This window comes from Actinoplanes sp. NPDC019969 (genome assembly GCF_055562375.1).
In genome coordinates this window covers 398039-421006 of record NZ_JBVHFK010000009.1, presented here as the reverse complement: position 1 = coordinate 421006, position 22968 = coordinate 398039, and the positions used below count along the sequence as shown (strand labels likewise).

The following is a 22968-nucleotide window of genomic DNA, read 5'->3' as shown; positions in this document are numbered from 1 at the left end:
CCTCCTAAAGGCTCCCTCCCACTGTCTCGTCCCGCTGTCGGAGCCGGGCAGGGCCGGAAGTCCCGGGGCGGCGGGGCAGCCGGACCGTGGCCACCGTGCCACCGCCCGCGTTGCCGGTCAGCGTGATCGTGCCGCCGTGCAGCTCCACGATGGCCCGGCTGAGCGCCAGTCCCAGCCCGGCGCCGGGGATGCCGCTGTGCCGGGCGTTGGTGGCCCGGTAGAGGCGGGCGAACAGGCGGGGGCGCTCGCCGGGCGGGATGCCGATGCCGGAGTCGGTGACGGTCAGGACCGCGGCGTCGTCGTCGGCGGTCAGCGTCACCCGTACCCCGGCGCCCTCCGGGCTGTACTTGACGGCGTTGCCGATCAGGTTCTCCACCACCTGCCGCAGCCGGGCCCGGTCCCCGGCGACGGGCAGCCGTTCCGGGGCCTCGGCCTGCGCCCCCTGTTCGGCCGCCGCCACCGTGACCAGCGCGGCCAGGTCCACCTCGCCGACGGTGAGCTGGGCGTGCCCGGCCTCCAGGGCGGCCAGGTCGAGCAGCCGTTCGACCAGCGAGCGCAGCCGGGCGTTGTTGCGCTCGATCACCGCCAGCAGGTCGCGGACCTCGCCGACGGTGGTGTCGTCGTCCGACTCGCTGATCAGGTCGGTGTAGGTCCCGATCGAGGTGAGCGGGGTGCGCAGCTCGTGCCCGACCAGGGCGATGTACTCGCCGACGCTGGCCGCGAGCTGACTGGCCAGCTCCTCGGCCCGGCGCCGCTCCAGGAACGCGCCGATGTGCGCGGCGATGCCGCTGAGCAGCACGGTCAGCGCCGGGTCCGGCCGCTGCCGGTCCGGCGGCTCCGGGATCCGGAACCCGAGCACGCCGATCACCTGCTCGCCGCTGCACACCGGCACCGCGCCCTCGGCGCCCTCCCACACCGGCTCGGCGGTGTCCCAGCAGACGCCCGGCACCCCGTCGCCGCGGGCCGGGGACGACGGCATCCGGATCTGCGGGGCGGCCGGGTCCAGGTGGGTGGCGGCCGGGCGCAGCCGTTCGGTCACCGGGTCGACCAGCCACAGCCGCAGGTACGGCCAGCCCAGCTCGGCCGCGATCGTGCGCAGCACCTCGGCGCCGGCCTGGTCGGCGTCCGGGGCGTGCACCAGGGCTTTGAGCACTTCGGTACGGCAGTGCTCGTACTGCCGCTGGTGGTGCTCGGCGGTGATGTCGTGCACCGCGGCGACCGCCCCGAGGATCCGCCCGCCGCCGTCGCGGACCGGCCGGGCGTTGATCGCGAACCAGCGCCGCCGGTGCCGCCGGTCGAGGGCGAGCACCTCGTCGTGGCGTACCTCCTCGCCGGCCAGCGCCCGGTAGAGCGCCACCTCGTCGCCGGGCAGGTCGCTGCCGTCGGCCCGGCGCAGCCCGAACCGCCGCGCCCACTCCCGGACCGGCACGCCGAGGCTGTCGTCGCCGAAGAAGTCCCGGACCGCCTGGTTGATCACCACGAGGCGGCCCTCCAGGTCGCAGGCCACCACCCCGGCGTCCAGGCTGCGCAGCAGCGCCTCGGTGAAGGCCGGGTCGTGGCCGCCGCCGGCCGGGCTCAGGCAGCGGCGCAGCGTCTCGGACAGCTCCTTGACGCTGAACGGCTTCGGCACCACCGCGAGCGCCCCGGACTCGGCCAGGGTGGTGTCGCCGGGCGGCAGGTACGCGGTGATCAGCACGACCGGCACGGCGGCGGTGGCCGGGTTCTCCCGCAGCGCCCGGCACATCCGGATGCCGTCCAGGTGCGGCATGTCGACGTCGGCGATTACCAGGTCGGGCGGGCTCGCGACGGCGGCGGCGAGACCGGCACGGCCGTCGTCGGCGAGGCTGACCCGGTGCCCGAGCCGGCGGACCACCTCGGCGATGACCGCCTGATGTTCCGCGTTGTCCTCGACCACGAGCACGGTTGCCATGATTCCAATAATAAATCATGATAAATCAGACATCAGGCGCCGCCCGGGTTTCGACTGCCGCGAAGCCGGGGTATGGTCCGCCCGCATACAGGCGATTGCACGGGGTTTTGCATGAGCGAGCTGACCGCCCAATTGGACCTTCCCCTCGACCGAGGGGCCCCCGCCGCCGCCCGGCACGCCGTGACCGCGGTGCTGACCGGCTGGGGGTTCCGTGACGACGACTGGCTCGACGCTGCCGCCGTGGTGGTCAGCGAGCTGGTCACCAACGCGGTCCGGCACGGCGGCGGCTGTGTGGCGCTGCAACTGGAGGCACACGGCGAACGGGTCATCGTGTCGGTGGCCGACGGTTCGTCGGTCGTGCCCCGGCGCCGCGATCCCGACAGCGTCGGCGGCCGGGGCATCGCGCTGATCGAGGCGATGGCGGCCGGCTGGACCGTGCAGAACTACCACGGGGGCAAACGCGTACGGGTGGAACTGGTGCCGTGTCCCCGCGTTCAGGAGAGTGCCGCATGAGGATCGTCCGGCTGGACGACGGCCCGGTGACCCGCCTGCAGCTCGCCGGCGAACTCGATCTGGACACCGGCGACGACTTCGAGGAGCAGGTCGCCCGGGTCCTCGGCGACCGTCCCGGAGAGTTGGTCGTCGACCTGGGCGGGGTCACCTTCTGCGACTCGTCCGGCATCGACGTGCTGCTCGCCGCCTGGGAGACGGCGTCCAAGGCGCGGGTCGGCTTCCGGGTGACCCGGGCGACCGGCATCGTGCTCCGGACGCTCACCGTCACCGGCGTGCACGACCTGCTGAGCGGCGCGGAGACCGGCGGATCAGATCGAGAACCGGCCGACGGCCGCACGTAACCCGTCGGCGAGCGACTGCACGTCCTCGGCGGTCCGGGCCACCTCACCGACGGCCTCCCGGCTGGAGGCGGTGCCGTGCGCCACGCTGGCGATGTTGCCCGCGATGTCGGTGACGCCGGCCGCGGCCTCGCTCACCCCGCGGCTCATCTCGGCGGTGGTGGCGCTCTGCTCCTCGACCGCCGAGGCGATGGTGGTCTGGAAGTCGCTGATCTGCTCGATGATCCGGCTGATCTCGTCGATCGCGGTGACCGCCTGACCGGTGTCGCTCTGGATCGCCGCGATCTGCTGGGAGATCTTCTCGGTGGCCCGGGCGGTCTCCTGGGCCAGGTCCTTGACCTCGCTGGCGACCACCGCGAAGCCCTTGCCGGACTCGCCGGCGCGGGCCGCCTCGATGGTCGCGTTCAGGGCGAGCAGGTTGGTCTGCGACGCGATCGCGGTGATCGTCTCGATCACGTCGCCGATCTGCGCCGACGACTCGCCGAGCCGGTTGATGGTCTCGCTGGTGGCCCGGGCCGCGGCGACCGCGTCCGTGGCGACCTGCGCGGCGTCGGCGGCGTTGCGGGAGATCTCGGTGATCGCCGAGCCCATCTCCTCGGTGCCGGCGGCCACCGTGTGCACGTTGCCGGACACCCCGCCGGCGGCGGCCGCGGCCAGCCCGGCCTGCTGGTCGGCCTCGGCGATGGCGGAGTCGATCTGCTGGCTGACCCGGCGCATGGTGTCCGAGGCGCCGGTCAGCCGGCCGCCGTTCTCGGCGATCTCGGCGACCGTGCTGCGGACCCCGTCGACGGCCTCGCCGACGGCCCGGCCCATCGCCGCGATCTCGTCGTTGCCGGTGGTGTCCGCCTTCTGGGTGAGGTCGCCGCGGGCCATGCCGCGCAGCACCTCGACGAGACGGCCGATCGGGCCGGTGACGCTGCGGGTCACGGCGACGGTGAACAGGACGGCGGCGGCCACGGCCAGGAGGAAGACGACGATCATGACGGTACGCATCAGCGCGGCCTCGTCCTGGGCGTCCTTGGTGGCCTGGTCGGCCCGGCCGACGACCGAGGTGACCAGCTTCGCGGTCGACTCGTTGATCGTGAAGTAGACGTCGTAGCTGTCCTTGAGCAGCGCCGCGTCACCCTCGTCGATCCGGCCCGCCGCGTACAGGGCGACCATCTTGTCGTCGGCCTTCTTGTAGTCGCCCCAGAGGTCCCGCAGTGTCGCGAACTCGGCCCGCTCCGAGTCCGTCATGACCGACGTGTCGATCTCGCCGATCAGCTTGTTGAGCAGGTCGAAGTCGGCCAGGAACCCGGCCCGGTTCTCGTTCGCCGGAGCCACCGCCGCCTTCGGCCCGATCCGGCGGGTGTCCCACACGTACGCGATCTGCCAGCCCGAGATGTCGCCGTTGTAGTACTTCTGCTCGTCCACCTGATGCATCAGATGCTGCAGCTTCTGGATGTCGCCCGCCGTGGTCGCCTGGCGCGTCAGGCCCCACACGCCGACCCCGACCGCGACGCCGAGCAGGAGCAGCACCACGAGGAAGGCCACCCCGAGCCGCCCGGCCAGTCGCATCCGCCGCAGAATCGCCATCGGTTTCCCCCGCTCAGCCACCGGCTCCGACCTACCCATCGGCAGGTCCGGCACGGCACTGAGACCGAGGTCACCCGGTGATGGACATCCGGGCCGTCGTTCCCCGGCCGAGGCCGTCCGACTCGATCGTCAGCGAGCCCTCGTGCGCCCGCATGATCCGGTCGGCGATGCTGAGCCCCAGCCCGACCCCCGGCACCGCCTGGTCCCGGGCGAACCCGCCGCGGTAGAACCGCTCCGCCACGTGCGGCAGCTCGTCGGCCGGGATGCCCGCGCCGGTGTCGGTCACCTCCAGCCAGCCCGCGCCGATCCGGATCGTCACGGCCTGCCCGGTCGTGCTGAACACCACCGCGTTGCGGACCAGGTGCTCGGCGGCCTGGCAGAGCCGGGTGAAGTCGCCGGGCACCGACGACGGCCCGGCCGGCGCCTCGATCACGATCGGCACGTCCCGCTGCGCCGCCTGCGCCTTGCAGGCGGCCATCGCCGCCTCGGCCACGGCCACCAGATCGGTGCCGGCGCGCAACAGCGGCAGCGGCGCGGCCGACGGCCGGGTGCCGGCCAGCAGGTGGTCCACCATGCGGACCAGCCGCTCACCGTTGCGCTGGATCGGGTCGATCAGACGGCGGTACGGGGCCAGCTCCTCGTTGTCGACCAGCAGCTCCAGATATCCCTGGATGGTGGTGACCGGGGTACGCAGCTCGTGCGACACGGTCGCGACGAAGTCCTCCTCGCGGCTGATCGCCCGGGACAGCTCGTCGCCGATCTCGGCCAGCAGCTGCCGGTTGCGAACCGCGGCGAGATGCCCCGCCGCCTGCCCGGCCATCGTCGTGAGCAGCTCCAGCTGCCGGGCCCCGGCGGTCCGCGGCTTGTCGTCCAGCACGCACACGCTGCCCAGGGTGTGCCCGTCCTCGTCGACCAGCGGCACGCCGGCGTAGAAACGGATGTTCGGGGCGCCCCGCACCGTCGCCCACGACCGGAAGTCCGGCTCGTCGAGGGTGTCCTCGACGACCAGCGGCCGCTGCGACCGCACCACCCGCCCGGAGAACGAGGTGGCCAGCGGCCCGCCGTTGCCCGGCACCCCGGTCTTGCCGGCGAACCACTCCCGGTCGCCGTCGACGAGCGTGACGGTGGACATGGGCGCGTCGAAGACGGCGCCGGCCAGGCGTGTCAGCTCGTCCAGCACCACCGGCCGGGGGGCGTCGAGCAGGTGATAGCTGTGCACCGCCGCCAGACGGGCGTCTTCCCCTACTGCGCTCACATCAGTGTCCGTTTCTCACAAGCGGTGGGCGGATGCTCCGCCGCGACCCGTGGATCGCCTTTCGGCGCTGGGCCGGGGCCGGTTGAGGAGTTCGCCGGTGAGGAATTCGCGACCGGCCTAACGCTCAGGGGATCGCCGGGTCCGGCGATAGGTCCGCATGTACCACCACGGCCGGTCAGACGGAGGAGATCATGATGCGGACCGAGCTCTACCGGTCGGGCGCCGACACCAGGAAGCTGCCCCTTCTGCTGCTCGTCGACGACGACGAGGTGGTGCTGGAGACGCTGTCCATCCAGCTGGGCCGCGACCACAAGCTGCTGCTCGCCGAGAACGCGGAGAAGGCGCTGCAGTTGCTCGCCGCCCACGACGACGTGGCCGCGGTGGTCAGTGACGTGCAGATGCCCGGCATGGACGGTATCGAACTGCTCGGGAGGATCCAGGCGGACTACCCGGACGTGATGCGGATCCTGCACTCCGGGCACGGCGACATGAGCACCGTCATCGCCGCGATCAACTCCGGCGGCGTCTACCGGTACCTGCCGAAGCCGGCCAGCCGTGCCGACATCATGGACGCGATCAAGAAGGCCGTCAGCAAGCACGACCACGCGATGGCCGAGCGCAAGATGGTCGACACCACGCTGAAGACCAGCATGCAGGCGCTGTTCGGCATCCTCGAGCTGTCCAGCCCGGTCGGGTTCGCCCGGGCCGGCCGGATCCGTACGCTGGTCGGCGAGCTGACCCACGCCCTGGAACTGGACGGGCTGTGGGAGATCGAGGTGGCGGCGATGGCCTCCCAGGTCGGCGCGGTGACCGTGCCGCCGGAGGTGATGCGCAAGCTGGCCGAGGGCGCCAATCTCACCCCCGACGAGCAGGGCGTCATCAACGCGATGCCGGCGTCGGTGCTGCCGCTGATCAAGGACATCCCGATGATCGAGGACGTGATCGACACGATCCGCGGGCTGGCGGGGGAGAGGCCGCCGGCGGGCGGCTGGTCGCCGCTGGTCGAGGGCGCGATCAGCGTGGTCCGGACGGCCATCGAGTACGACACCGCGCTCGCCCGCAGCAACGCCCCGGCGGCAGCGATCACCGCGCTCACCAAGTCCGACAAGTGCGCCCCGCACGTGCTCGCCGCGCTGCGCCAGATCAAGGGGGTGCAGGCCCCGGTCGCCGGGTCCACCCACGCCTACGCCATCGCCGACCTGCAGGTGGGGATGCGCCTGGCGCAGGACGTCACGGCGACCAACGGCCTCGTCCTGATCAGCAGCGGCACGGTGATGACCGAGGCGATGCTGGACCGGCTGACGAACTTCAACCGCGCGCTGGGTCTGGTCGAGCCGGTGCTGACGGCCGCCTGACCCGCGGCTCACGGGACGAGCCGCCGGTAATCGAGAGCGACGGCACGGACCGCGTGCAGCGATTCGTCGAGCAGCGCGCGCAACCGTTCGGCGGTGGCGCGCGCGTCGGGGACGGTCCCGGCGCGCGCCTGGTCCTCGACCGTCGCGCAGAGAGCGGCGAGGGCCGTCGCGCCGATGTTGGCCGACGACCCCTTCAGGCTGTGCGCCTGGTCGCGCACCGGCCCCGGGTCACCGTCCCGCAGCAGGCCGACGAGCAGGTCCGCCGCGGCGGGCGCCTTCGCGGCGAACGACTCCAGCAGCCGCAGCACCAGGGCCAGTTCGGCCGGCGACGGCTCCGCCTCGACGAGATCGGCGAGGCGGGCCCGGACGCCGGCCACCGCGGCGGCCCCACCCGCCGGCTGCGTCCCGGTTCCCATCCGCCCATGGTGCGCCCGGGCGGACGCCGCCAGCAGGTTTTTCGCCTATTACGCCCCCCAGCTCGCCTGGGTCCCGCCGACCCGCTCGGCGGCGGCCGTCTCGGCGTACCCCGAAGCTTGGAAAGCCTTGACCGGGTCCCTCGGCAGCCCCCGCGCCTCCCGCCGGTCCGCGAGAGCGGACCGCACGTCGGTCTCGTAGGCGTCCATCAGCACCTGGTGGGCGCCGAGCACGTCACCGGCGCGCTGGGCGGCGGCGAGCGCCTCCTGATCCACCTGCAGCGCCTTCGCGAGAGCCTGCTCGACGTTGAGCACCGACAGGATCTGGCCGGGGATCTTCTCCTCGATGTTGTGACACTGGTCGAGCATGAAGTTGACGCCCGACTCCGGCCGGTGCGCGTCCGCCGCCACGATCTCCGACATGATCCGGAACAACTGGAACGGATCGGCCGAACCCACGATCAGGTCGTCGTCGGCGTAGTAGCGGGAGTTGAAGTCGAACGCGCCCAGCTTCTTCTGCCGGATCAACTGCATCACGATGAACTCGATGTTGGTGCCCGGCGCGTGGTGGCCGGTGTCCAGCACCACGGTGGCCCGCTCGCCCAGCGCCAGGCAGTGCAGCAGCGAGGTGCCCCAGTCCGGGATGTCGGTGGAGTAGAAGTACGGCTCGAAGAACTTGTACTCCAGCAGGATCCGGTGATTCTCGTCGGAGGCGTCGTAGATCTCCCGCAGCGACTCGGCCAGCCGGTCCTGCCGCCCGCGCAGCGAATCCTGGCCGGCGTAGTTGAGACCGTCCGGCAGCCAGATCTTCAGATCCGTCGAGCCGGTCTGCCGCATCACGTCCAGGCACTGCTTGTGGTGGTCGATCGCCTTGCGGCGGATCGCCGGATCCGGGTTGCACAGTGAGCCCAGCCGGTAGTCGTCGTCCTGGAAGACGTTCGAGTTGATCGCGCCGATCCGCACACCCAGCTTGTCGGCGTGCGCCTTCAGGTCGCTCCAGTCGTCGACGAGGTCCCACGGGATGTGCAGGGAGACCCGGTTGGCGAGCCCGGTGAGGCGGTTGACCTGCGCGGCGTCCGAGATCTTCTCGTACGGGTTCCGCGGGCCCCCGGGACGGGTGAACACCTTGAACCGGGTGCCCGAGTTCCCGTACGCCCAGCTCGGGACCTCGATCGTGAAGCCGTCCAGGCCATCCAGGTCGATCATGGGGTTCCTCCGTACTTGCGGTTGGTGAGCCCGTTCAGCAGCGCGGCGAAGATCAGCACCGCGCCCAGGGCGAGGAGCTGGTACTGCGAGCCCTCGTTGCCGACGAAGGCGAGCAGGATGCCGGCGTTGAGCCAGACGATGAGCAGCGTGGCCAGCACGACCCCGGCGACCCGGCCGATGCCGCCGGTGATCGCCACCCCGCCGAGGACGGCGATGGTGATCGCGGGCAGCGCCATGCCGTTGCCGGAGACGCCCGCGTCCGGCCGCGCCGAGGCGAACTGCCCGACGGTGACCACGGCCACCAGGCCGGAGATCAGGCCCGCGTAGACGTACGCCTTGAAACGCGTGTCCCGGACCGGGATGCCGGCCCAGCGAGCGGCGACGTCGTTGGTGCCGATCGCGTAGAGACGCCGCCCGTAGGCGGTGCGGGCCAGCAGCAGCCAGACCGCCACCACGGTGGGCAGCAGGAACGTGAAGATCCCGAGGGGCACGTCCGGGATGTACTGGCCGAACAGGGGCAGCTCGACCGACTTGCTCAGGGTGAACAGCTCCTGGATCGGCTCGGTGCTGATCGGCTGCTGGTCGTTGATCACGATCGCGAGGGATTTGTACGCGTAGAACGTCGCGAGCGTGGCGATCAGCGCCGGGAAGCCGATGTAGGAGACGAGGAAGCCGTTGACCGCGCCGAGAAGGGCCCCGAAGCCCGCGGTGGCGAGGATCGCCAGCCACAGGGGCCAACCCCATTCGCCGTACGCGAAACCGAACCCCATCCCGGCCAGGGAGACGATCGCGCCGACACTCAGATCGATGCCCCCGCGGCCGGAGAGGATGACCAGCAGTTCCGCCAGGCCGAGCATGGCCAGGGGGACGGCGCTGATCAGGCTCGCCGACATGTAGTCGAAGTCGTACGGGGCGGTCAGGTAGCCGCCCAGGTCGTTGAGGATGAACGTGACGACGACGATGACGATGAGTACCGCGAGGAGGGCGATCCGCTGCGTGAGGAGGACCCTCACGAAGTCTGATCTTTCCCGCTTCTCCGTTATTGCTGTCATCGGGATCTCCTCGCCCGCGCCCGGAGCAGGTCGGCGCCGACCGCCACGATGATGAAGATGCCGACGAACAGGTCGGACAGCTGAGAACGCCAGCCCAGCTGGGTCACGCCGGATGCGACCGACTGCACCAGCAGCGCGCCCAGCAGGGTGCCCAGCACCGAACCGCGGCCGCCCATGATGCTCGTGCCGCCGATCACCACCGCCGCGATCACCGCCAGCTCCTTGCCGGAGCCGACCGACTGGTCCAGTGTCGACGTGCCCTGGGCGATCACGAAACAGGACGCCAGGCCGACCAGAAGACCGGTCAGCACGTACGCCAGCAGCACCCGGCGCTGCACCCGGACACCCGCGAGACGGGCCGCCTGGGCGTCGCCGCCGATCGCGAAGAAGTGCCTGCCGCCCGCGGTGTGCCGCAGCCACCACCAGGCCGCGGCGGTGATCAGGACGGTGATCAGGAAGGCGTGCGGGATCCCGAGGGTACGGCCGTCCGGCCCCCGCCCGAAGAAGGCGAGGGTGTCCGGGATGCCGTTCACCGTGCCGGAGCCGAAGATCCGCAGGCCGAGGAACATGAACAGGTTGGCCGTACCGAAGGTGATGATGATTGCGTGCACCCTGCCGTAGGCGATCAGCACGCCGTTGACCAGGCCCAGCACCCCGCCCGCGGCGACCGACAGCAGCACCGCGGCGCCCAGGTTCACCTCGGCGCCGACCAGCGCCTTCGCCGTCAGCACCGAACACACCATGATCGCGCCGCCGACGCTCACGTCGATGCCGCCGGTGATGATCACGATGGTCATGCCGACGCCGACCAGCGCGATCGGGGCGGTCGCCACCAGCAGCGGCTGAATCGACCCGGCGGTGAAGAACGCCGGCGTGCTGACGGCCAGAGCCGCCCACAGCACGGCGATCACCCCGACCAGCACGATCTCCTGGCCGGTGACCGGGCTCGGCAGCACCCGCTTCCTGATCTTCGCTTCCGCTACCGCGGTCATGCGTTGCCTCCCGCGGCTGCGGCCAGCAGGTCGACCTGGCTGGCGTCGGGGCCGAACTCGTCGGTCGTCGTGCCGCCGCGCACCACCTGGATGCGGTCGGCGATACGCAGCGCCTCCGGCAGGTCCGAGGTCACCACCAGCACGGCGGTGCCCTCCTCGGCCAGCTCGGTGATCAGCCGGTGGATCTCCTCCTTGGCGCCGACGTCCACACCCTGCGTGGGCTCGGCCAGCACCAGAACCTTCGGCCGCTCCACGAGCTGCCGGGCGAGGACCACCTTCTGGGCGTTGCCGCCGGACATCGCGCTGATCGGCTGCCGCTCGTGCGGGGTCTTCACCGCGAGCCGCTCGATCAGCGTGAGCGCGACGGCCTTCTCCCGCGCCCGGTCCATCCAGACGCCGAACCTCGACAGCAACCCGAGATGACCCGCGGAGATGTTGAACGCGATCGACTGGAAGCCGAACATGCCCTCGACCTTGCGGTTCGCCGGCAGCAAGGCGATACCGAGCTGCTGTGCGTGCTGTGGACTCCTGATGTCGACTTGAGTTGAGTTGACGAGCAGTTGTCCATGTGTATGGCGATCAATGCCGTACACACAGGCCGCGATCTCCGAGACACCCGAGCCGACCAGCCCGTAGAGCGCGACGATCTCGCCGGCCTTCACGCTCACGTCGACGTCCTGGAACTTCCCGGTCCTGGTCAGGCCCTTCAGCTCCAGGACCGCCGGGCCGTCCGGGACCTCGCGGTGCGGCCGGGCGTCCGAGAGCTCCTCGCCGACCATCAGGTGCGCGATCTCGCGTACCGTCAAGTCCTTGATCTGGTACGTCCCGATCGTGCGGCCGTCCCGCATGACGGTGACCTGGTCGGCGATCCGGAACAGCTCGTCCAGGCGGTGCGAGATGTAGATGACCGCCACGCCCGTCGCGGTGAGGCGCCGTACGACGTCGAAGAGGACCTCGATCTCGGCGTCGGTCAGGATCGCCGACGGCTCGTCCAGGATCAGCACCTTCGCGTCCGAGGCGAGCGCCTTCGCGATCGACACCTGCTGCTGCTCGGCCACCGAGAGGGTGCCGACCTCGGCGGTGGCATACCGCTCCGGCAGCCCCAGCAGGTCGAGCAGCTCGACGACCTTCGCGTTCTGCGCCGCCCAGTCGACCCGGCCGGTCTTCTTGATCTCGCGGCCCAGGAAGATGTTCTCGGCGACCGTGAGCTCCGGGAAGAGCTGCGGCTCCTGATAGACGGTGGCGATGCCGAGCGCGATCGCGGCGGTGGTGCTGCCGAGCTTGACCGGCGCACCCTCGAACTCGATCTCGCCGGTGTCGGCAACCTCGGCCCCCGCCACAATCTTGATCAATGTTGACTTGCCGGCGCCGTTCTCACCGACCAGGGCGTGGACCGTGCCCGCCCGTACCGTGAAATCGGCGTGCTGAATGGCCCGGACCGCGCCGAACCGCTTGCTCACAGCGGTCAGGCGCAGCCGGGGAACCTCGTTCTCGTCGGTCATCAGTAGTTGAACTGGTCGACGTTCTGGTCGGTGATAGCCAGCGCCGGGCCGAGCAGCAGCATCTTGTCGGCGTCGGTGTAGGCGACCGCGGAGAGTTCGCTGGAGACGTTGTTGGTCGCCTGGAACGGCTTGCCCTGCGCGATCTGGGCGCCGGCCCACGCGGTCAGGTAGCCCAGGTTCTCCACGTCCCACAGGATCGCCGCGGACGACGACTTGTCCTTCAGGTACGGCTTCATCGCCTGCGGGGTGCCCAGGCCGACCGTGAAGACCTTGCCGATCTTGCCGGCGTCCTTGACCGCCTGCGCCACACCCGGGGCGCTCGACGTGCACTCGCCGACCAGGCCGGTCAGGTCCGGGTGCGCGTTCATCAGGTCGGTCGCCATCTGCGTGGCCTTCGCCTGGTCCTCGCCCGCGTAGACGACGTCCACGATCTGCGCGTCCGGGTACTTCGTCTTCGTGTACTCCTGCTGCACCTTGATCCAGGCGTTCAGGTTCTCCGCGGTCTGGCCGCAGGAGACGATCGCGTACTTGCCCTTGCCGCCCATCTCCTTCAGCAGCGCGTCGGTCAGGCCCTCGCCGATGCCCTGCGCGGTGGCCTGGTTGACGAACACCTCCCGCACACTGGTCGGCGCGTCGGTGTCGGCGGTCGCCACGTGGATGCCGGCGTCCTTGGCCTGCTGCAGCAGCGGGGCCATGCTGTCCGGGTCGTTCGGGGCGACGATCAGGGTGTCGACCTTCTGCTGGATGTAGGAGCGCACGATGTCCGCCTGCGCCGCCGCGTCCGCCTGGGTCGGGCCCTGGTAGAGCCACTCGACGTTGCCGAGCGCCTTCGCGGCCTCCTTGCCGCCCGCGTTCATCGCCTCGAAGTAGGGCACACCCTGGAGTTTCGGAACGAATGCCACCTTGTATGTCTTGTTGCCCGAACCGGCGGTGGCGCCGGAGTCGGTCTCGTTCTTCTTGGTGCAACCGGTGAGAGCTATGGCGGCCGTCGCGGTGAGAGCGACGGCGGCAGCGAACCGAGGACGCATGACGCCTCCCGAGAGGAGTTCTTGAAACGTTCTAGCTGAGGTGTGACTCACGTTACGAGGCCGTTAGGGCAGGGTCAAGAGTTGATTCTCAACCCGGGCGTGATTCCTGTTGAGCTGGGGACTGCTGGTGCGGGGGAGCATATGAGACGTTTCAAGGGAGTCGGCGGGGCGGTTGGCCGTTTCCCTGCTTTCGGTCGACCGCGTGTCCCCGTTCCCCGCTGGTTTTCAGTGCCGTCTCCGACCCTGGCTGGTTCTCACCGCTGCCTCCCGGGTGGCCGGAAGATCTCGGCTGGTGCTCATGGCTGTCTCCGGGCGGCCGAGACAGCCGTGAGAACCAGCTGGGGAAGATCCACCGTCGGCGGGGCTGAGGTCTGCGGGGGCGGACGGCGGCAGAGCCGCCGGCCCGGGCGTGGTGCCCGGGCCGGCGGCTCTGTGGTGAACGGTTCTGTGGTGGTGGTCAGCGCCGTTTCCGGATGAGGACGACAGCGGCTGCGGCGGCGGCCAGAACGGCGCCGATCAGGGCATACCGGTTCCGCTGGTCGGTGACCCGGTCCGGCAGGGTGCCGGCCGCGGACGACGCCCGTTCCCGGATCGTGTCCATCGCCCCCGAGGCCCGGCCCGGAAGCGTCCCGAGCGCGGTGGTGGCCCGTTCCGCGGCTTCGGCTGCCGCTTCGGCGAAGTGGGTACGCGTCTCGGCGGACGTCTGCCTCCACTCCGGCTCGTCGCGTCCGGCGGGTGCGGGCCGCGTACCCGTACCCTGAACCGACCTCGCCTTTGCCGCGATGGTGTCCGCAGCCTCGGCCAGCTGGGTCTTCTTCTCCGCGGCGGTCCCGGACAGCTGGTCCTTCCTCTCCGCCAGGGCAGCGGTCAGCTGGTCCTTCTTCTCGGTCACGGCTTCGACCAGGTGGGACTTCTTCTCCGCGGCGGCGTCCTTCACCCGGCCGGGCACGTCCAGCTTCGCGACGAGCGCCGCCGCCGTCTCGCCCAACTCGGCCCGGGTCTGCTCGATCTCGGCCCGGAGCGCCTCCGCCTGGTCCGACGGATCGTCCGGCTCCCCGCCGCGCGCCCGAGCGGCGGCGGCGTGGATGCTGTCGTTGCGGTCCGTCTCCGGAACGTCGGTTTGCGCTCCGGACGTCTCCCGGGCGTCGCTCCTGCCTGAGTCGCCGACGACGTCGGGTGCGCTGTTCTGCGGCCGCGTCGTGTCGTCGTGGCGGTTCACGGCGTCATCCGTCACGCGGTAGGCGTCCGGCGCGGGGTGCTGAGGCACCGTGGCCCGCCCGGTCGCCCGGCCCGGTGTGACCGTGACCTCGGCCGGTGCGTTCTTCCTCGGCGCTCCGGTGCCGCCCGGCTCGTCGTGGTGGATCCTCGCGGCGGCGTTCGCCGGGGTTCCGCCGGCGGCCGGTTTCTCGGCGCCGGTTGCGGCGGTCGGCTTCGGTGCGGTCGTGGTGTGCTTGCCGCCCAGCGTCGCTTCGGGCGAGGGCGTCGGTTTCGGTGTTCCCGGGTTGTGCGGGGTCTGCGCGTGGCTCGCCGGAATCGTGCCGGGCGCCGGTGTCGGCTTCGGTGATCCCGGGTTGTGGGCGGGCTGCGCGTGGCTCACCGGGGTCGTGCCGGGTGCCGGCTTCGGCGTTCCGGTGTGGCCGGCTTGCGGCGCGGCACTCGGGGAGCTGACGGTTCCACTGCTCGTACCGGACGGTGTGGGTTTCGGCGTCGTCGCAGGTGCTGAGCTGGTCGGCCCGCTGTCACCCGGGGATGCCGTGCCGCTCGGCCTGCCCGTCGTGGTCGAGCTTGCAGCGGGTGAGGTCGCCGCGTGCGCGGCGCCTCGAGTCGAGCCCGCTGCGGGTGCCCCCGCTGTAGTGCCGGTCGCCTGGGACCCAGGGGAATGCCCCGTCCCGTGGGCCGTCACGGTAGTGCGCGATCCTGGGCCCGGCGTCACCGTACTGTGCTCCGCCTTGCCCGCGCCCGCAGCACTCGGTGGGGGCGCGTCGAACAGCGTCTCCGGGCGGTGTGGCATGCCGGAAGTCCCGCTGCCGGGTGGGGTCGCCGGCCGAGTGCCGCCGGCCGTGCCCGCTCTCGCGCCGGCCGGTGACGTGCTGGACCGCGCGACACCGGAAGTCGCCTGCGTCGCGCCGGGCATCGCCTGTGCGGTTCCTGGGGTGGCGTGCCCCGTCCCGGGCTTCGCTGTGTCTGTTGTCGGCTGTCCCGGACCGGGCCTGGGAACGCTGGGTGTTGTCTGAGGCGCGCCAGGCTTCGGGGAACCCGGTGTTGCGTGGGTGACGCCGGGCTTGCCGGCACGGGGTGTTGCCTGAGCAGTGCTGGGCTTGGTAGCGCCCGGCGTCGTCTGCGCCGTGCTGGGCTTGGTGTCACCGGCTGTCGCCTGAGGCGCGCTGGGCTTGGCGGTACTCGGTGTCGTCTGGGGTGCCCCGTGTTTCGGCGCTCCCGGCGTCGCCTGCGGAACGCCCGGCTTGGCGCCGGAGGTCGTCGGGGGCATACCAGACGTCACCGGGGAAGCGCCGTGTCCGGACTGCGCCGCGGGAGACGGTCCCGGTGTCGCTGCGGCCGACGGCATACCCGCGGTTCCCGGCGAATCGCCCGGCGACGGCTGTCCCTCGGCGGGTGCCCGGCTCGATGCGGGTGGACCGGGCTTCGGGCGGTTCCGGTTGGGTGACGGCCGGCGTGCTTCGGCGCGGCTACGGTTGGGGGCGCTCATGACCGGCCTCCACGGCGCGCGGCGTTGAGGATCTCGTCCACGTCACGCCGGCCGCTGGCGATCGCTGCCTCGGGCGTGGGCGGGACCGCCTGCTGAACCTCGCGCTTACCGGCCACCGCCGCGATCCCCGCGCCGGCGAACAGGATCACCGTGATGATCAGGGCCGCCGCCCACACCGGCATGACCAGTGACAGCGCGGCGCCGGCGGTGAAGAACAGTCCCCCCAGCCCGTACAGGGCGACCACCCCGGCCCCACCGAGCAGCCCCGCGCCCTTGCCTGCCTTCTTTCCCTTTTCGGTCATCTCGATGCGGGCGAGCGCCAGCTCGTCCCGGACCAGCGTGGTCACCTGCTCACTGAGCCGGGTGACCAGTTCCGCTGTCGATTCATCGGATCGTGCGTCTGTGCGGGTCATCGTCCCTCCGTCCTGCACGGTTGTCCCAGCAGACGTACCCCCACCAACCCTGACTAATCGCCCGCTCCCGTCACCCCCGAAATCCCGCTCCGCCGCAGGGCGCCCTGATCGCTTGCGGTCTGCGGCGCTTTCAACCCCTCTTCGGTACGGGCCACGCACGCTCCTGTTCCGGCCAAGGCAGTCAACCGCCTCGCCACCGTGCCACCCGACATGAACGAGACGTCGCCTTACGCCCACCGGCGCGCACTTTCACCGTTCGGCTCAGTAGCCGCTCGTCGCTGCTGGGCGGTCGCCTCAGTAGCCGCTGTTCGTCGCTAGCCGTTCGCTGCTCGTCATTCGCCCAGTAGCCGCTGTTGGTTGCTCGCCACTCGCCGTTCGCCCAGCAGCCGCTGTTGGTTGCTCGCCACTCGCCGGTCGCCCCGGCAGCCGCTGTTGGCCAGTCGCCGTTCGCCCAGTAGCCACCGTTCGCCACTCGAGACTCGCGCTCACCCGGCGGCCGCCGCTTGCCCCAGCGGCCGGTGCCCGGCGTCTGGCGCCTCCGGCTACGATCTTGCGCGGTTCATGCCGGCGTGTTCCGCCCATGATCGATAAGACTCGAGATCTTGGGCGGGGGATGCCGGGATCCCGGAGCCGAAAGCGCAAGCACGCGCAGGATTCTGATCTTGTGCGCCTGGCTCCGGTGCGGGCTCCCCAAGATCGGGCGCGTGGGCGGATCCGTAGGTCCGCACCTCGATCACCGAGTTCTGGCCACGCCTGCGCACCTGCCCAGTTCGGACGCGCTCGCCGGGCCGGTGCGTCTGGCGGGCGTGTTGGCCAATGTGTCGCCTTGCGCGGCGTGTTCTCCGGGCGGGTGCGTCGGCCAGCGTGTCGCCTTGCGCGGCGTGTTCTCCGGGCGGGTGCGTCGGCCGACGTGTCGCCTTGCGCGGGTGCGTTCGCCCGTGTGCCGGTCAATGTGTCGCCTTGCGCGGGTCCGTTCGCCGGGCGGGTTAGTCGACCAGAGCGCCGCCTGCGCGGGCGTATTGGACCACGGCGCCGGCCGATGCTCGGGACCGTGGTGGCGGTGCGGGCATGCGGGATGTCCGTTATACGGCTTGGGGTAAGTGGGGGTTCGCGTTACAGGTGCGGCGGGCGGGTATAACGGTGCCCATGCCTGATGCGCCCGTGTTGCTCGCCGGACGGTACCGGCTCGGCGAGAGCCTGGGCCGGGGTGGGATGGGTCAGGTTCTGCTGGCCCGGGACGAGACCCTGGAACGGGACGTCGCGATCAAGGAGCTGGACCGGCCGTTCGGTACCGACGACGCGGCGTCGGCGCGGCGGACGCTGCGGGAGGCGCGGGCGGCGGCGCGGATCAATCACCCCAACGTCGTTCAGGTGTACGACGTTCTGCAACTCGACGACCGCACCTGGATCGTCATGGAGTACGTGCGATGCCGGTCGCTCCGGGAGGAGATCGCGGAACAGGGGCGGCTGGACCCGTACCGTGTCGCCCGGATCGGTCTTGATCTTCTCGGGGCGTTGCGGGCCGCGCACCGGTTCGGGGTGGAGCACCGGGATGTGAAACCGGCCAACGTGCTGCTCGCTGATGACGGGCGGGTGCTGCTCACCGACTTCGGCATCGCCGCGGTCGACGACGACGGGGTGATCAGCCGCTCGGACATCCTGGTCGGGTCGCCGCAGTTCATGGCGCCGGAACGGGCCCGGCACGGAGCCAGCGGGCCCACGGCGGATCTGTGGTCGCTCGGCGCCACGTTGTACGCGGCGGTCGAGGGGCGGTCGCCGTACGAGCGTGGCTCCACGATGGCGACGCTCGCCGCCCTGGCCACCGAGGAACCGGATCCGCCGGTCCATGCCGGTCCGCTGCGGCCGCTGCTGGACGGCCTGCTCCACAAGGATCCGACGGCCCGGATGAACCTGGAGGACGCCGAGGCCCTCGCCCGCGCCATCATCGACGAGATGTCGGCTCCGGAGGCCCCGCCGACCGGGTTCGCCGGGCTGGCGGCGGCGCTGCGGATACCACGTCCCCGCGCCCCCAAGGAGACCCCGCCGGCGAGCGCCAGAGGCAGCGCCGGCACCGCGAACAGGGACGTCCCGAAGAAGGACGTCGCGGGCAGGGCCTCCCCAGGAAAGAGCGCCGTGGGTAGGGCCGTCCCGGGTATGGCCGCTCCGGGGAAGGGCCATGCTGGCGGGGTCGCTGCGGAGGGAGACGTCGGCGGCGGAGACGTCGCGGGAAAAGAGGCCGCGGGTAAGGACGTCACCGGTGCGGACGCCGTGGGCGCGGAGGCGGTGGGTACGACTGCCGCGAGCGAGGATGCCGTGGCCACGGATGCTGCGGCGAATGATCTTGCTGGCAGGGATGCCGCGGGCACGGGTGCTGCGGGGAGTGATCTTGCCGGGGATGCCGCGGGTACGGATGCTGCGGGCAGAGCCGCAGGTACGGATGCTGCGGCGAAAGCTGCGGGTACGGATGCTGCAGAGAGTGATGTCGCCGATGGGAACGCCGCAGGGAGAGTTGTCTCGGACGGGGATGCCGGGAGAGACGTCTCGGACGGCGAAGCCGCCGGCGGGGATGCTGCGGGCCCGGATGCCGTAAGGAAAGAGGTCGCGGGTAGCGCTGCCGTAGGGAAGGGCGCTGCGGGCGCAGACGCCGCCGGGAAGGGGGCCGCGGACAGTGCGGCCGGCACCGATTCGCCGGCGCCTGCGGACACGAGCGGACCCCAGGCAGCGCGGAACGAGCGTGGCTCCGACGATGCCGTCCTGTCCGGGACGAGCGCCGCTGGTGACTCGGGGGTGGCCGGCGACGGCGACGCCGGGGTGAGCGACGACGTTGCAGGATCCGTTGTCACGGAGAGCGACAGAGCTGAGCCGAACCTGGACGCGACCCGGGTCGACGATCCGGTGACGGAACCGATGGCCGGGGCGCCCGCGGTGGGCCGGGGGGTGATTCCGCGGCAGCGTCGTCCGGGCGTACCCCAAGAGATGGGTGACCGCAAGCGGCGTCTGCCGCTCGTCGGGGCCGCAGCGCTCGCCGTGGTCCTCGCCGGCGCCGGGGCGCTGTGGGCGCTGAACCGGCCGGACGGTGCGACGCCCGAGGCACGCCCGACGGTCGCCGCCACCGCTACCGTCGCGCCCACCCCGGACTCCTCGGGCGGCGCCGACGCGGTGCAGGCGCCACCGCCCACGTCACCGGTGAGCAGCAGCAGCCCGAGCGCGACGCCGAGCGCCGGCACGACCCCGGCGACCGGCGGCCGTCCGGCGCTGCGGCCCGGCTGGGTGAACTACAAGGACGCCTCCGGCTTCTCGGTGTACGTGCCGGAGGGCTGGACACGTTCCAAGGAGGGCACGATGGTCTACTTCCGGAGCGCGGGCAAGATCTTCGGGGTGGATCAGACCGATGATCCGAAGCCGGATCCGGTCGCGGACTGGCGGGAGCAGTCCCGGTCACGGCAGGCGAGTGGTGACTTCCCGGGGTACCAGGAAATCAAGATCGCGTCGGTGAAGTACTTCCGGACGGCTGCGGACTGGGAGTTCCTCCGCAACCGCAGTGGTGTCCGGAAGCACGTCAACAACCGTGGTGTGGTGGTCTCCGACAACAAGGCGTACGGCTTCTACTGGGAGACGCCGGAGAGCGAGTGGGCCGCGTACCGGGACGACCTGCAGTACATCTTCGACAGCTTTCAGCCCGCGAAGTAGCCCGTAGCCGCCAGGGCGGCGACGCGGACCAGCGCGAACTCGGAGTCGTCATCCCACGCGGAACAAGGGGTGGGGGGCACCGAAGGCGGAGGAGTCAGGCGGCGATGTCGTGAACGTTCACGGTTGTTCTCCCGGGACCAGGGCGGTGGTGTCGAGGGCGAACGGGAACGGATGCCGCGCGGTGAGGGTCTGCCCGTGCACCGCGACGGCCGCCTCGACGTAGCGGCTGCCCTTCAGGCGGAGCAGCCGCAGCCGCAGCGAGGCGAAGCCGGGGAGTTTCGGCTCCACCAGCAGGTACCAGGGGATGCGGGCGGCGGCATACAGATGCATCCGCAGCACCCGGTCGACGGCCACCGTGCTGGCCGAGATCACCTCACCGACGAGAGCGACGTCGGCAGCCTCGAATCCGAAGTCGGCGAACGCCCCGGAGAAGGGCGAGGAACTGGGATGCGGCGCGGGCCCGGGACTCGCCGAGGGCCTGGGATACGGGGCGGCGCCGGAATGGGGCGGGTCGGCATGCGGCGGCGGGCCGGTGATCGGCGCGGGGCGGGGAAGGGGCACGGACCCGGAATCGGCCGAGGAGCCGGCGACGAGTGGCGCGCAGGCGGCAGCCGCATCATCAGGGGTCGATGCCGGGCGGCGGAAGGAGGAGGCGGGTGAAGGCGAGGGACGGAAAGAACGGAGGGAGGACGAGGGAGGGGACGAGGCGGGGAGAGTGGCGACGACCAGGTCGGGGCCGAGGATGGTCTCCGGGCCGAGGGAGACGTTGATGTAGTGGAGGGCGTGCAGGCCCGCCGCCTTGGCCGCCGGGTGGATGGCGCTGACCAGGGCGCCGACGACGGCCTGGTGGTCGGGCTCGCCCCGCGGCCCGGACCACAGGGCGCCGTCGATCAGGTCGACCCGGCTGAGGGTCTCGCCGAGGGCCAGGTATTCCTCCGCCGTCCACGGCAGGGAATGGTCGAGAACGGAGTCGATCACTGCCGCACCTCTCAGAAGTCGATCAGGAAGTCGGTGTCGAGGGACATGGGCACCGGGTGGCCGAAGGTCAGGACCTCGCCGGGCGCGGCGGTGGCGACCGCCGCATACTGCTTGCCGCGGAGCTGGAACAGGCGCAGCGTGACGGCCCGGTAGTCCGTGAAATCGGGCTCGGCGAGCAGGAACCAGCCGATCCCGGCCTCGGCGTAGAGCTGCTTCTTGAACCCGCTGTCGAAGGCCGTGACGCCCGGCGCGGTGACCTCGCAGGCCAGCAGGACCCCGGCGGGGTCGCCGAAGTCGAGGTCGCCGGAATCCTTCTCGATCACGAGGTCGGGGCAGACGATCCGCCCGCGGGTGAGGCGCAGGCCGGCGGCGAGCCGGACCCGCAGGCCGGCGGCCTGCCCGGCCGGGTGGAGTGCGGTGAGGAGGGCGGCCGCGATGTCGTTGCGGCGGCGGTTGGGGCGAGGGGTCATCCACAGGCTCCCGTCGATCAGCTCGATGCGGTGCAGGGGGCCGCTGAGGGCCAGGAGATCCGCCTCGGTCCACGGGCCCGGATGGCTGTCGAGGGAGACCTCGGTCAATGGCGTGGTATCGCAAGCGCTCATGTGGACACTGTCCCATGCACACCTGTCACAGAGCAAGCTGATAAGGGTCAACGCGGGATCGTCGGCGCCGCCGCCCGGGCGGCCGTGGCCAGCCGTTCCGCAACCGCCGGGTGGTCGCCGGCGACCAGGCCGACTGTCACCCGAAGGTGTGGCGGCATGCCCGGCCCGACCGCGAACGCCGTCCCGGCCGCCGCCCCGATCCCGGCGCTGGCGAGGCTCAGCAGGGCGGCCTGCTCGTCGGCGACCGGCAGCCACAGGTTGAGGCCCTCGCCGGGCGGCAGCACGATCCCGGCGGCGGCGAGGCCGGAGGTGATCAGGTGGCGGCGGCGGGCGTACTCGTCCCGGGCGGCCGCGACCGCCGCGATCGACGACGGCTCGGTGAGCAGGGTGAGCAGCAGGTGCTGCAGCAGCCGGCTGGTCCAGCCCTGGCCGAGCAGCCGCCGCTCGAGGATCGGGTCGAGCACCGTGGCCGGGCCGCTCACCGCGGCGAGCCGCAGGTCGGGGCCGTGCGATTTGGAGAAACTGCGGACGTGCACGGTCTGTCGCGGGAGGTGGGCGCCGATCGACAGCAGCGGCCCGGAGGCGAGGTCGCCGGCGGAGTCGTCCTCCACCACGTACACCGCGGGGTGTTGCGCAAGCACCGCGGACAGCGCGGCGGCCCGCTGCGGTGACCACGACGCGCCGGTGGGGTTGAGCGCGCGCGGCTGGAGGAAGACCGCCGCGGGACGCCGGGACAGCGCGGCGGCGAGCTGGTCCGGGAGCATGCCCTCGGCGTCGGTGCCGACACCCGTGACCGGTACGCCGAGCGCGTCGAGCAGGTCCAGCAGCGGCGGGAAGCACGGGTTCTCCACCAGCGCGAGATCGCCGAGCCGCAGCAGCGCCGTCGCCACGTGGTCGATCGCGTCCATCGCCCCGTCGAAGACCGCGAGACGCTCGGCGGGGTACGGCCACCGCTCCCGCAGCAGCGCCCCGAGCGCCGGCAGCACCGGCTCGTCGAGGTAGCTGCCGGGCGCCGTCGACAGGCCGTGCAGCCCCGGCATCGGCGGGAGGAGCCGCGGGTCCGGCACCCCGGTCGACAGGTCCAGCCCGAACCCGGACGTCCGCCGCAGGGCCGCCCGGTAGCGCCCCGGCCCACCGGTCCCGGGGGTGGCGACGACGGTGCCGCGCCTGCCGTCCGTGCGGATGGCGCCCGCCCGGCGCAGCAGCTGCCACGCCGCGTTGACGGTGCTGGGGGAGAGGTGCAGCTCGGCCGCGACGGCCCGGACCGGCGGCAGTCTGGTCCCGCCGGGCAGGGCGCCGTCGCCGACCGCGCGGCTCACCGCCCCGGCCAGCCCGCGGGCGGTGGGTTCGGTGAGGCGGTCCATGACGGCCGGGTAGAACATTATGTGACAGTACAATTCAAGCATTGTTCGGTCCATA

The 22968-nt window shown here is 71.6% G+C and carries 19 protein-coding genes; 5 read left to right on the top strand and 14 right to left on the bottom strand.

Annotated elements, in window-relative coordinates; all coding sequences use genetic code 11:
* Positions 1-4 precede the first annotated feature (4 nt).
* Positions 5-1930 (bottom strand): hybrid sensor histidine kinase/response regulator, encoded by a 1926-nt coding sequence (locus tag ACZ3II_RS27535; RefSeq protein ID WP_465520634.1) that lies wholly within the window; start codon positions 1928-1930, stop codon positions 5-7.
* 111 nt (positions 1931-2041) lie between these two features.
* Between ACZ3II_RS27535 and ACZ3II_RS27530 the strand changes: the two genes are divergently transcribed.
* Together ACZ3II_RS27530 and ACZ3II_RS27525 are read left to right on the top strand one after the other, a co-directional pair.
* Complete coding sequence (locus ACZ3II_RS27530) at positions 2042-2443, top strand: ATP-binding protein (protein WP_465520633.1); 402 nt, start codon at positions 2042-2044, stop codon at positions 2441-2443.
* A complete protein-coding gene (locus ACZ3II_RS27525) occupies positions 2440-2784 on the top strand; it encodes an STAS domain-containing protein (protein ID WP_465520632.1) in 345 nt (114 codons plus the stop codon). The genes ACZ3II_RS27530 and ACZ3II_RS27525 overlap by 4 nt, the downstream gene beginning before the upstream one ends.
* On the opposite strand, the gene ACZ3II_RS27520 is transcribed toward ACZ3II_RS27525, so the two are convergent.
* Both ACZ3II_RS27520 and ACZ3II_RS27515 read right to left on the bottom strand, forming a co-directional pair.
* Positions 2752-4356, bottom strand: a complete 1605-nt coding sequence (locus ACZ3II_RS27520; RefSeq protein ID WP_465520631.1) for a methyl-accepting chemotaxis protein — start codon at positions 4354-4356, stop codon at positions 2752-2754. The two genes, ACZ3II_RS27525 and ACZ3II_RS27520, sit on opposite strands and share 33 nt — an antisense overlap.
* Before the next feature lie 70 nt (positions 4357-4426).
* The gene (locus tag ACZ3II_RS27515; RefSeq protein ID WP_465520630.1) at positions 4427-5611 is read right to left on the bottom strand and encodes a GAF domain-containing sensor histidine kinase; all 1185 of its coding nucleotides are present in this window, start codon (positions 5609-5611) and stop codon (positions 4427-4429) included.
* Between the two features lie 191 nt (positions 5612-5802).
* Between ACZ3II_RS27515 and ACZ3II_RS27510 the strand changes: the two genes are divergently transcribed.
* A complete protein-coding gene (locus ACZ3II_RS27510; RefSeq protein ID WP_465520629.1) occupies positions 5803-6966 on the top strand; it encodes a response regulator in 1164 nt (387 codons plus the stop codon).
* Between the two features lie 8 nt (positions 6967-6974).
* On the opposite strand, the gene ACZ3II_RS27505 is transcribed toward ACZ3II_RS27510, so the two are convergent.
* From ACZ3II_RS27505 to ACZ3II_RS27475, 7 genes are all read right to left on the bottom strand, one after another.
* Positions 6975-7382: an Hpt domain-containing protein gene (locus ACZ3II_RS27505; protein WP_465520628.1), complete on the bottom strand. Its 408-nt coding sequence runs from the start codon at positions 7380-7382 to the stop codon at positions 6975-6977.
* Positions 7383-7430: 48 nt separating this feature from the next.
* Positions 7431-8585 carry an L-rhamnose isomerase gene (rhaI, locus tag ACZ3II_RS27500; protein WP_465520627.1) on the bottom strand — a complete coding sequence of 385 codons (1155 nt, stop codon included), beginning with the start codon at positions 8583-8585 and terminating at the stop codon, positions 7431-7433.
* Positions 8582-9598, bottom strand: coding sequence for an ABC transporter permease (locus ACZ3II_RS27495; protein WP_465520626.1), 1017 nt, complete (start codon positions 9596-9598; stop codon positions 8582-8584). The genes rhaI and ACZ3II_RS27495 overlap by 4 nt, the downstream gene beginning before the upstream one ends.
* 35 nt (positions 9599-9633) lie before the next feature.
* On the bottom strand, positions 9634-10629 hold the full coding sequence (locus ACZ3II_RS27490) for an ABC transporter permease (protein WP_465520625.1): 996 nt from the start codon (positions 10627-10629) through the stop codon (positions 9634-9636).
* Positions 10626-12131: a sugar ABC transporter ATP-binding protein gene (locus ACZ3II_RS27485; RefSeq protein WP_465520624.1), complete on the bottom strand. Its 1506-nt coding sequence runs from the start codon at positions 12129-12131 to the stop codon at positions 10626-10628. The genes ACZ3II_RS27490 and ACZ3II_RS27485 overlap by 4 nt, the downstream gene beginning before the upstream one ends.
* A complete protein-coding gene (locus tag ACZ3II_RS27480; RefSeq protein WP_465520623.1) occupies positions 12131-13159 on the bottom strand; it encodes an autoinducer 2 ABC transporter substrate-binding protein in 1029 nt (342 codons plus the stop codon). Before ACZ3II_RS27480 ends, ACZ3II_RS27485 begins: the two co-directional genes overlap by 1 nt.
* Before the next feature lie 457 nt (positions 13160-13616).
* Positions 13617-14378, bottom strand: coding sequence for a DUF3618 domain-containing protein (locus ACZ3II_RS27475; protein ID WP_465520622.1), 762 nt, complete (start codon positions 14376-14378; stop codon positions 13617-13619).
* A 49-nt stretch (positions 14379-14427) separates the two neighbouring features.
* On the opposite strand from ACZ3II_RS27475, the gene ACZ3II_RS27470 reads away from it, so the two are divergent.
* Complete coding sequence (locus ACZ3II_RS27470) at positions 14428-15393, top strand: hypothetical protein (protein ID WP_465520621.1); 966 nt, start codon at positions 14428-14430, stop codon at positions 15391-15393.
* Positions 15394-15862: 469 nt separating this feature from the next.
* Here the strand turns inward: ACZ3II_RS27470 and ACZ3II_RS27465 are convergent, their stop codons facing one another.
* Complete coding sequence (locus tag ACZ3II_RS27465) at positions 15863-16297, bottom strand: phage holin family protein (RefSeq protein WP_465520620.1); 435 nt, start codon at positions 16295-16297, stop codon at positions 15863-15865.
* A gap of 1128 nt (positions 16298-17425) precedes the next feature.
* Here ACZ3II_RS27465 and ACZ3II_RS27460 point away from each other — a divergent pair.
* Positions 17426-19969, top strand: a complete 2544-nt coding sequence (locus ACZ3II_RS27460; protein ID WP_465520619.1) for a serine/threonine-protein kinase — start codon at positions 17426-17428, stop codon at positions 19967-19969.
* Between the two features lie 117 nt (positions 19970-20086).
* Here ACZ3II_RS27460 and ACZ3II_RS27455 read toward each other — a convergent pair whose 3' ends face one another.
* The 3 genes from ACZ3II_RS27455 to ACZ3II_RS27445 are packed head-to-tail and all read right to left on the bottom strand — an operon-like array spanning position 20087 to position 22931.
* Positions 20087-20947 carry a Uma2 family endonuclease gene (locus tag ACZ3II_RS27455; RefSeq protein WP_465520618.1) on the bottom strand — a complete coding sequence of 287 codons (861 nt, stop codon included), beginning with the start codon at positions 20945-20947 and terminating at the stop codon, positions 20087-20089.
* A gap of 11 nt (positions 20948-20958) precedes the next feature.
* Positions 20959-21549, bottom strand: coding sequence for a Uma2 family endonuclease (locus tag ACZ3II_RS27450; RefSeq protein WP_465520617.1), 591 nt, complete (start codon positions 21547-21549; stop codon positions 20959-20961).
* Positions 21550-21596: 47 nt separating this feature from the next.
* On the bottom strand, positions 21597-22931 hold the full coding sequence (locus ACZ3II_RS27445) for an aminotransferase class I/II-fold pyridoxal phosphate-dependent enzyme (RefSeq protein WP_465520616.1): 1335 nt from the start codon (positions 22929-22931) through the stop codon (positions 21597-21599).
* Positions 22932-22968: the final 37 nt, after the last annotated feature.

Coding starts and splice junctions, on each gene's coding strand:
- ACZ3II_RS27460 (WP_465520619.1), top strand. CDS start 17,426: ATGCCTGATGCGCCCGTGTTGCTCGCCGGACGGTACCGGCTCGGCGAG.
- ACZ3II_RS27490 (WP_465520625.1), bottom strand. CDS start 10,629: ATGACCGCGGTAGCGGAAGCGAAGATCAGGAAGCGGGTGCTGCCGAGC.
- ACZ3II_RS27480 (WP_465520623.1), bottom strand. CDS start 13,159: ATGCGTCCTCGGTTCGCTGCCGCCGTCGCTCTCACCGCGACGGCCGCC.
- ACZ3II_RS27530 (WP_465520633.1), top strand. CDS start 2,042: ATGAGCGAGCTGACCGCCCAATTGGACCTTCCCCTCGACCGAGGGGCC.
- ACZ3II_RS27510 (WP_465520629.1), top strand. CDS start 5,803: ATGATGCGGACCGAGCTCTACCGGTCGGGCGCCGACACCAGGAAGCTG.
- ACZ3II_RS27525 (WP_465520632.1), top strand. CDS start 2,440: ATGAGGATCGTCCGGCTGGACGACGGCCCGGTGACCCGCCTGCAGCTC.
- ACZ3II_RS27450 (WP_465520617.1), bottom strand. CDS start 21,549: ATGAGCGCTTGCGATACCACGCCATTGACCGAGGTCTCCCTCGACAGC.
- ACZ3II_RS27485 (WP_465520624.1), bottom strand. CDS start 12,131: ATGACCGACGAGAACGAGGTTCCCCGGCTGCGCCTGACCGCTGTGAGC.
- ACZ3II_RS27535 (WP_465520634.1), bottom strand. CDS start 1,930: ATGGCAACCGTGCTCGTGGTCGAGGACAACGCGGAACATCAGGCGGTC.
- ACZ3II_RS27505 (WP_465520628.1), bottom strand. CDS start 7,382: ATGGGAACCGGGACGCAGCCGGCGGGTGGGGCCGCCGCGGTGGCCGGC.
- rhaI (WP_465520627.1), bottom strand. CDS start 8,585: ATGATCGACCTGGATGGCCTGGACGGCTTCACGATCGAGGTCCCGAGC.
- ACZ3II_RS27445 (WP_465520616.1), bottom strand. CDS start 22,931: ATGTTCTACCCGGCCGTCATGGACCGCCTCACCGAACCCACCGCCCGC.
- ACZ3II_RS27520 (WP_465520631.1), bottom strand. CDS start 4,356: ATGGCGATTCTGCGGCGGATGCGACTGGCCGGGCGGCTCGGGGTGGCC.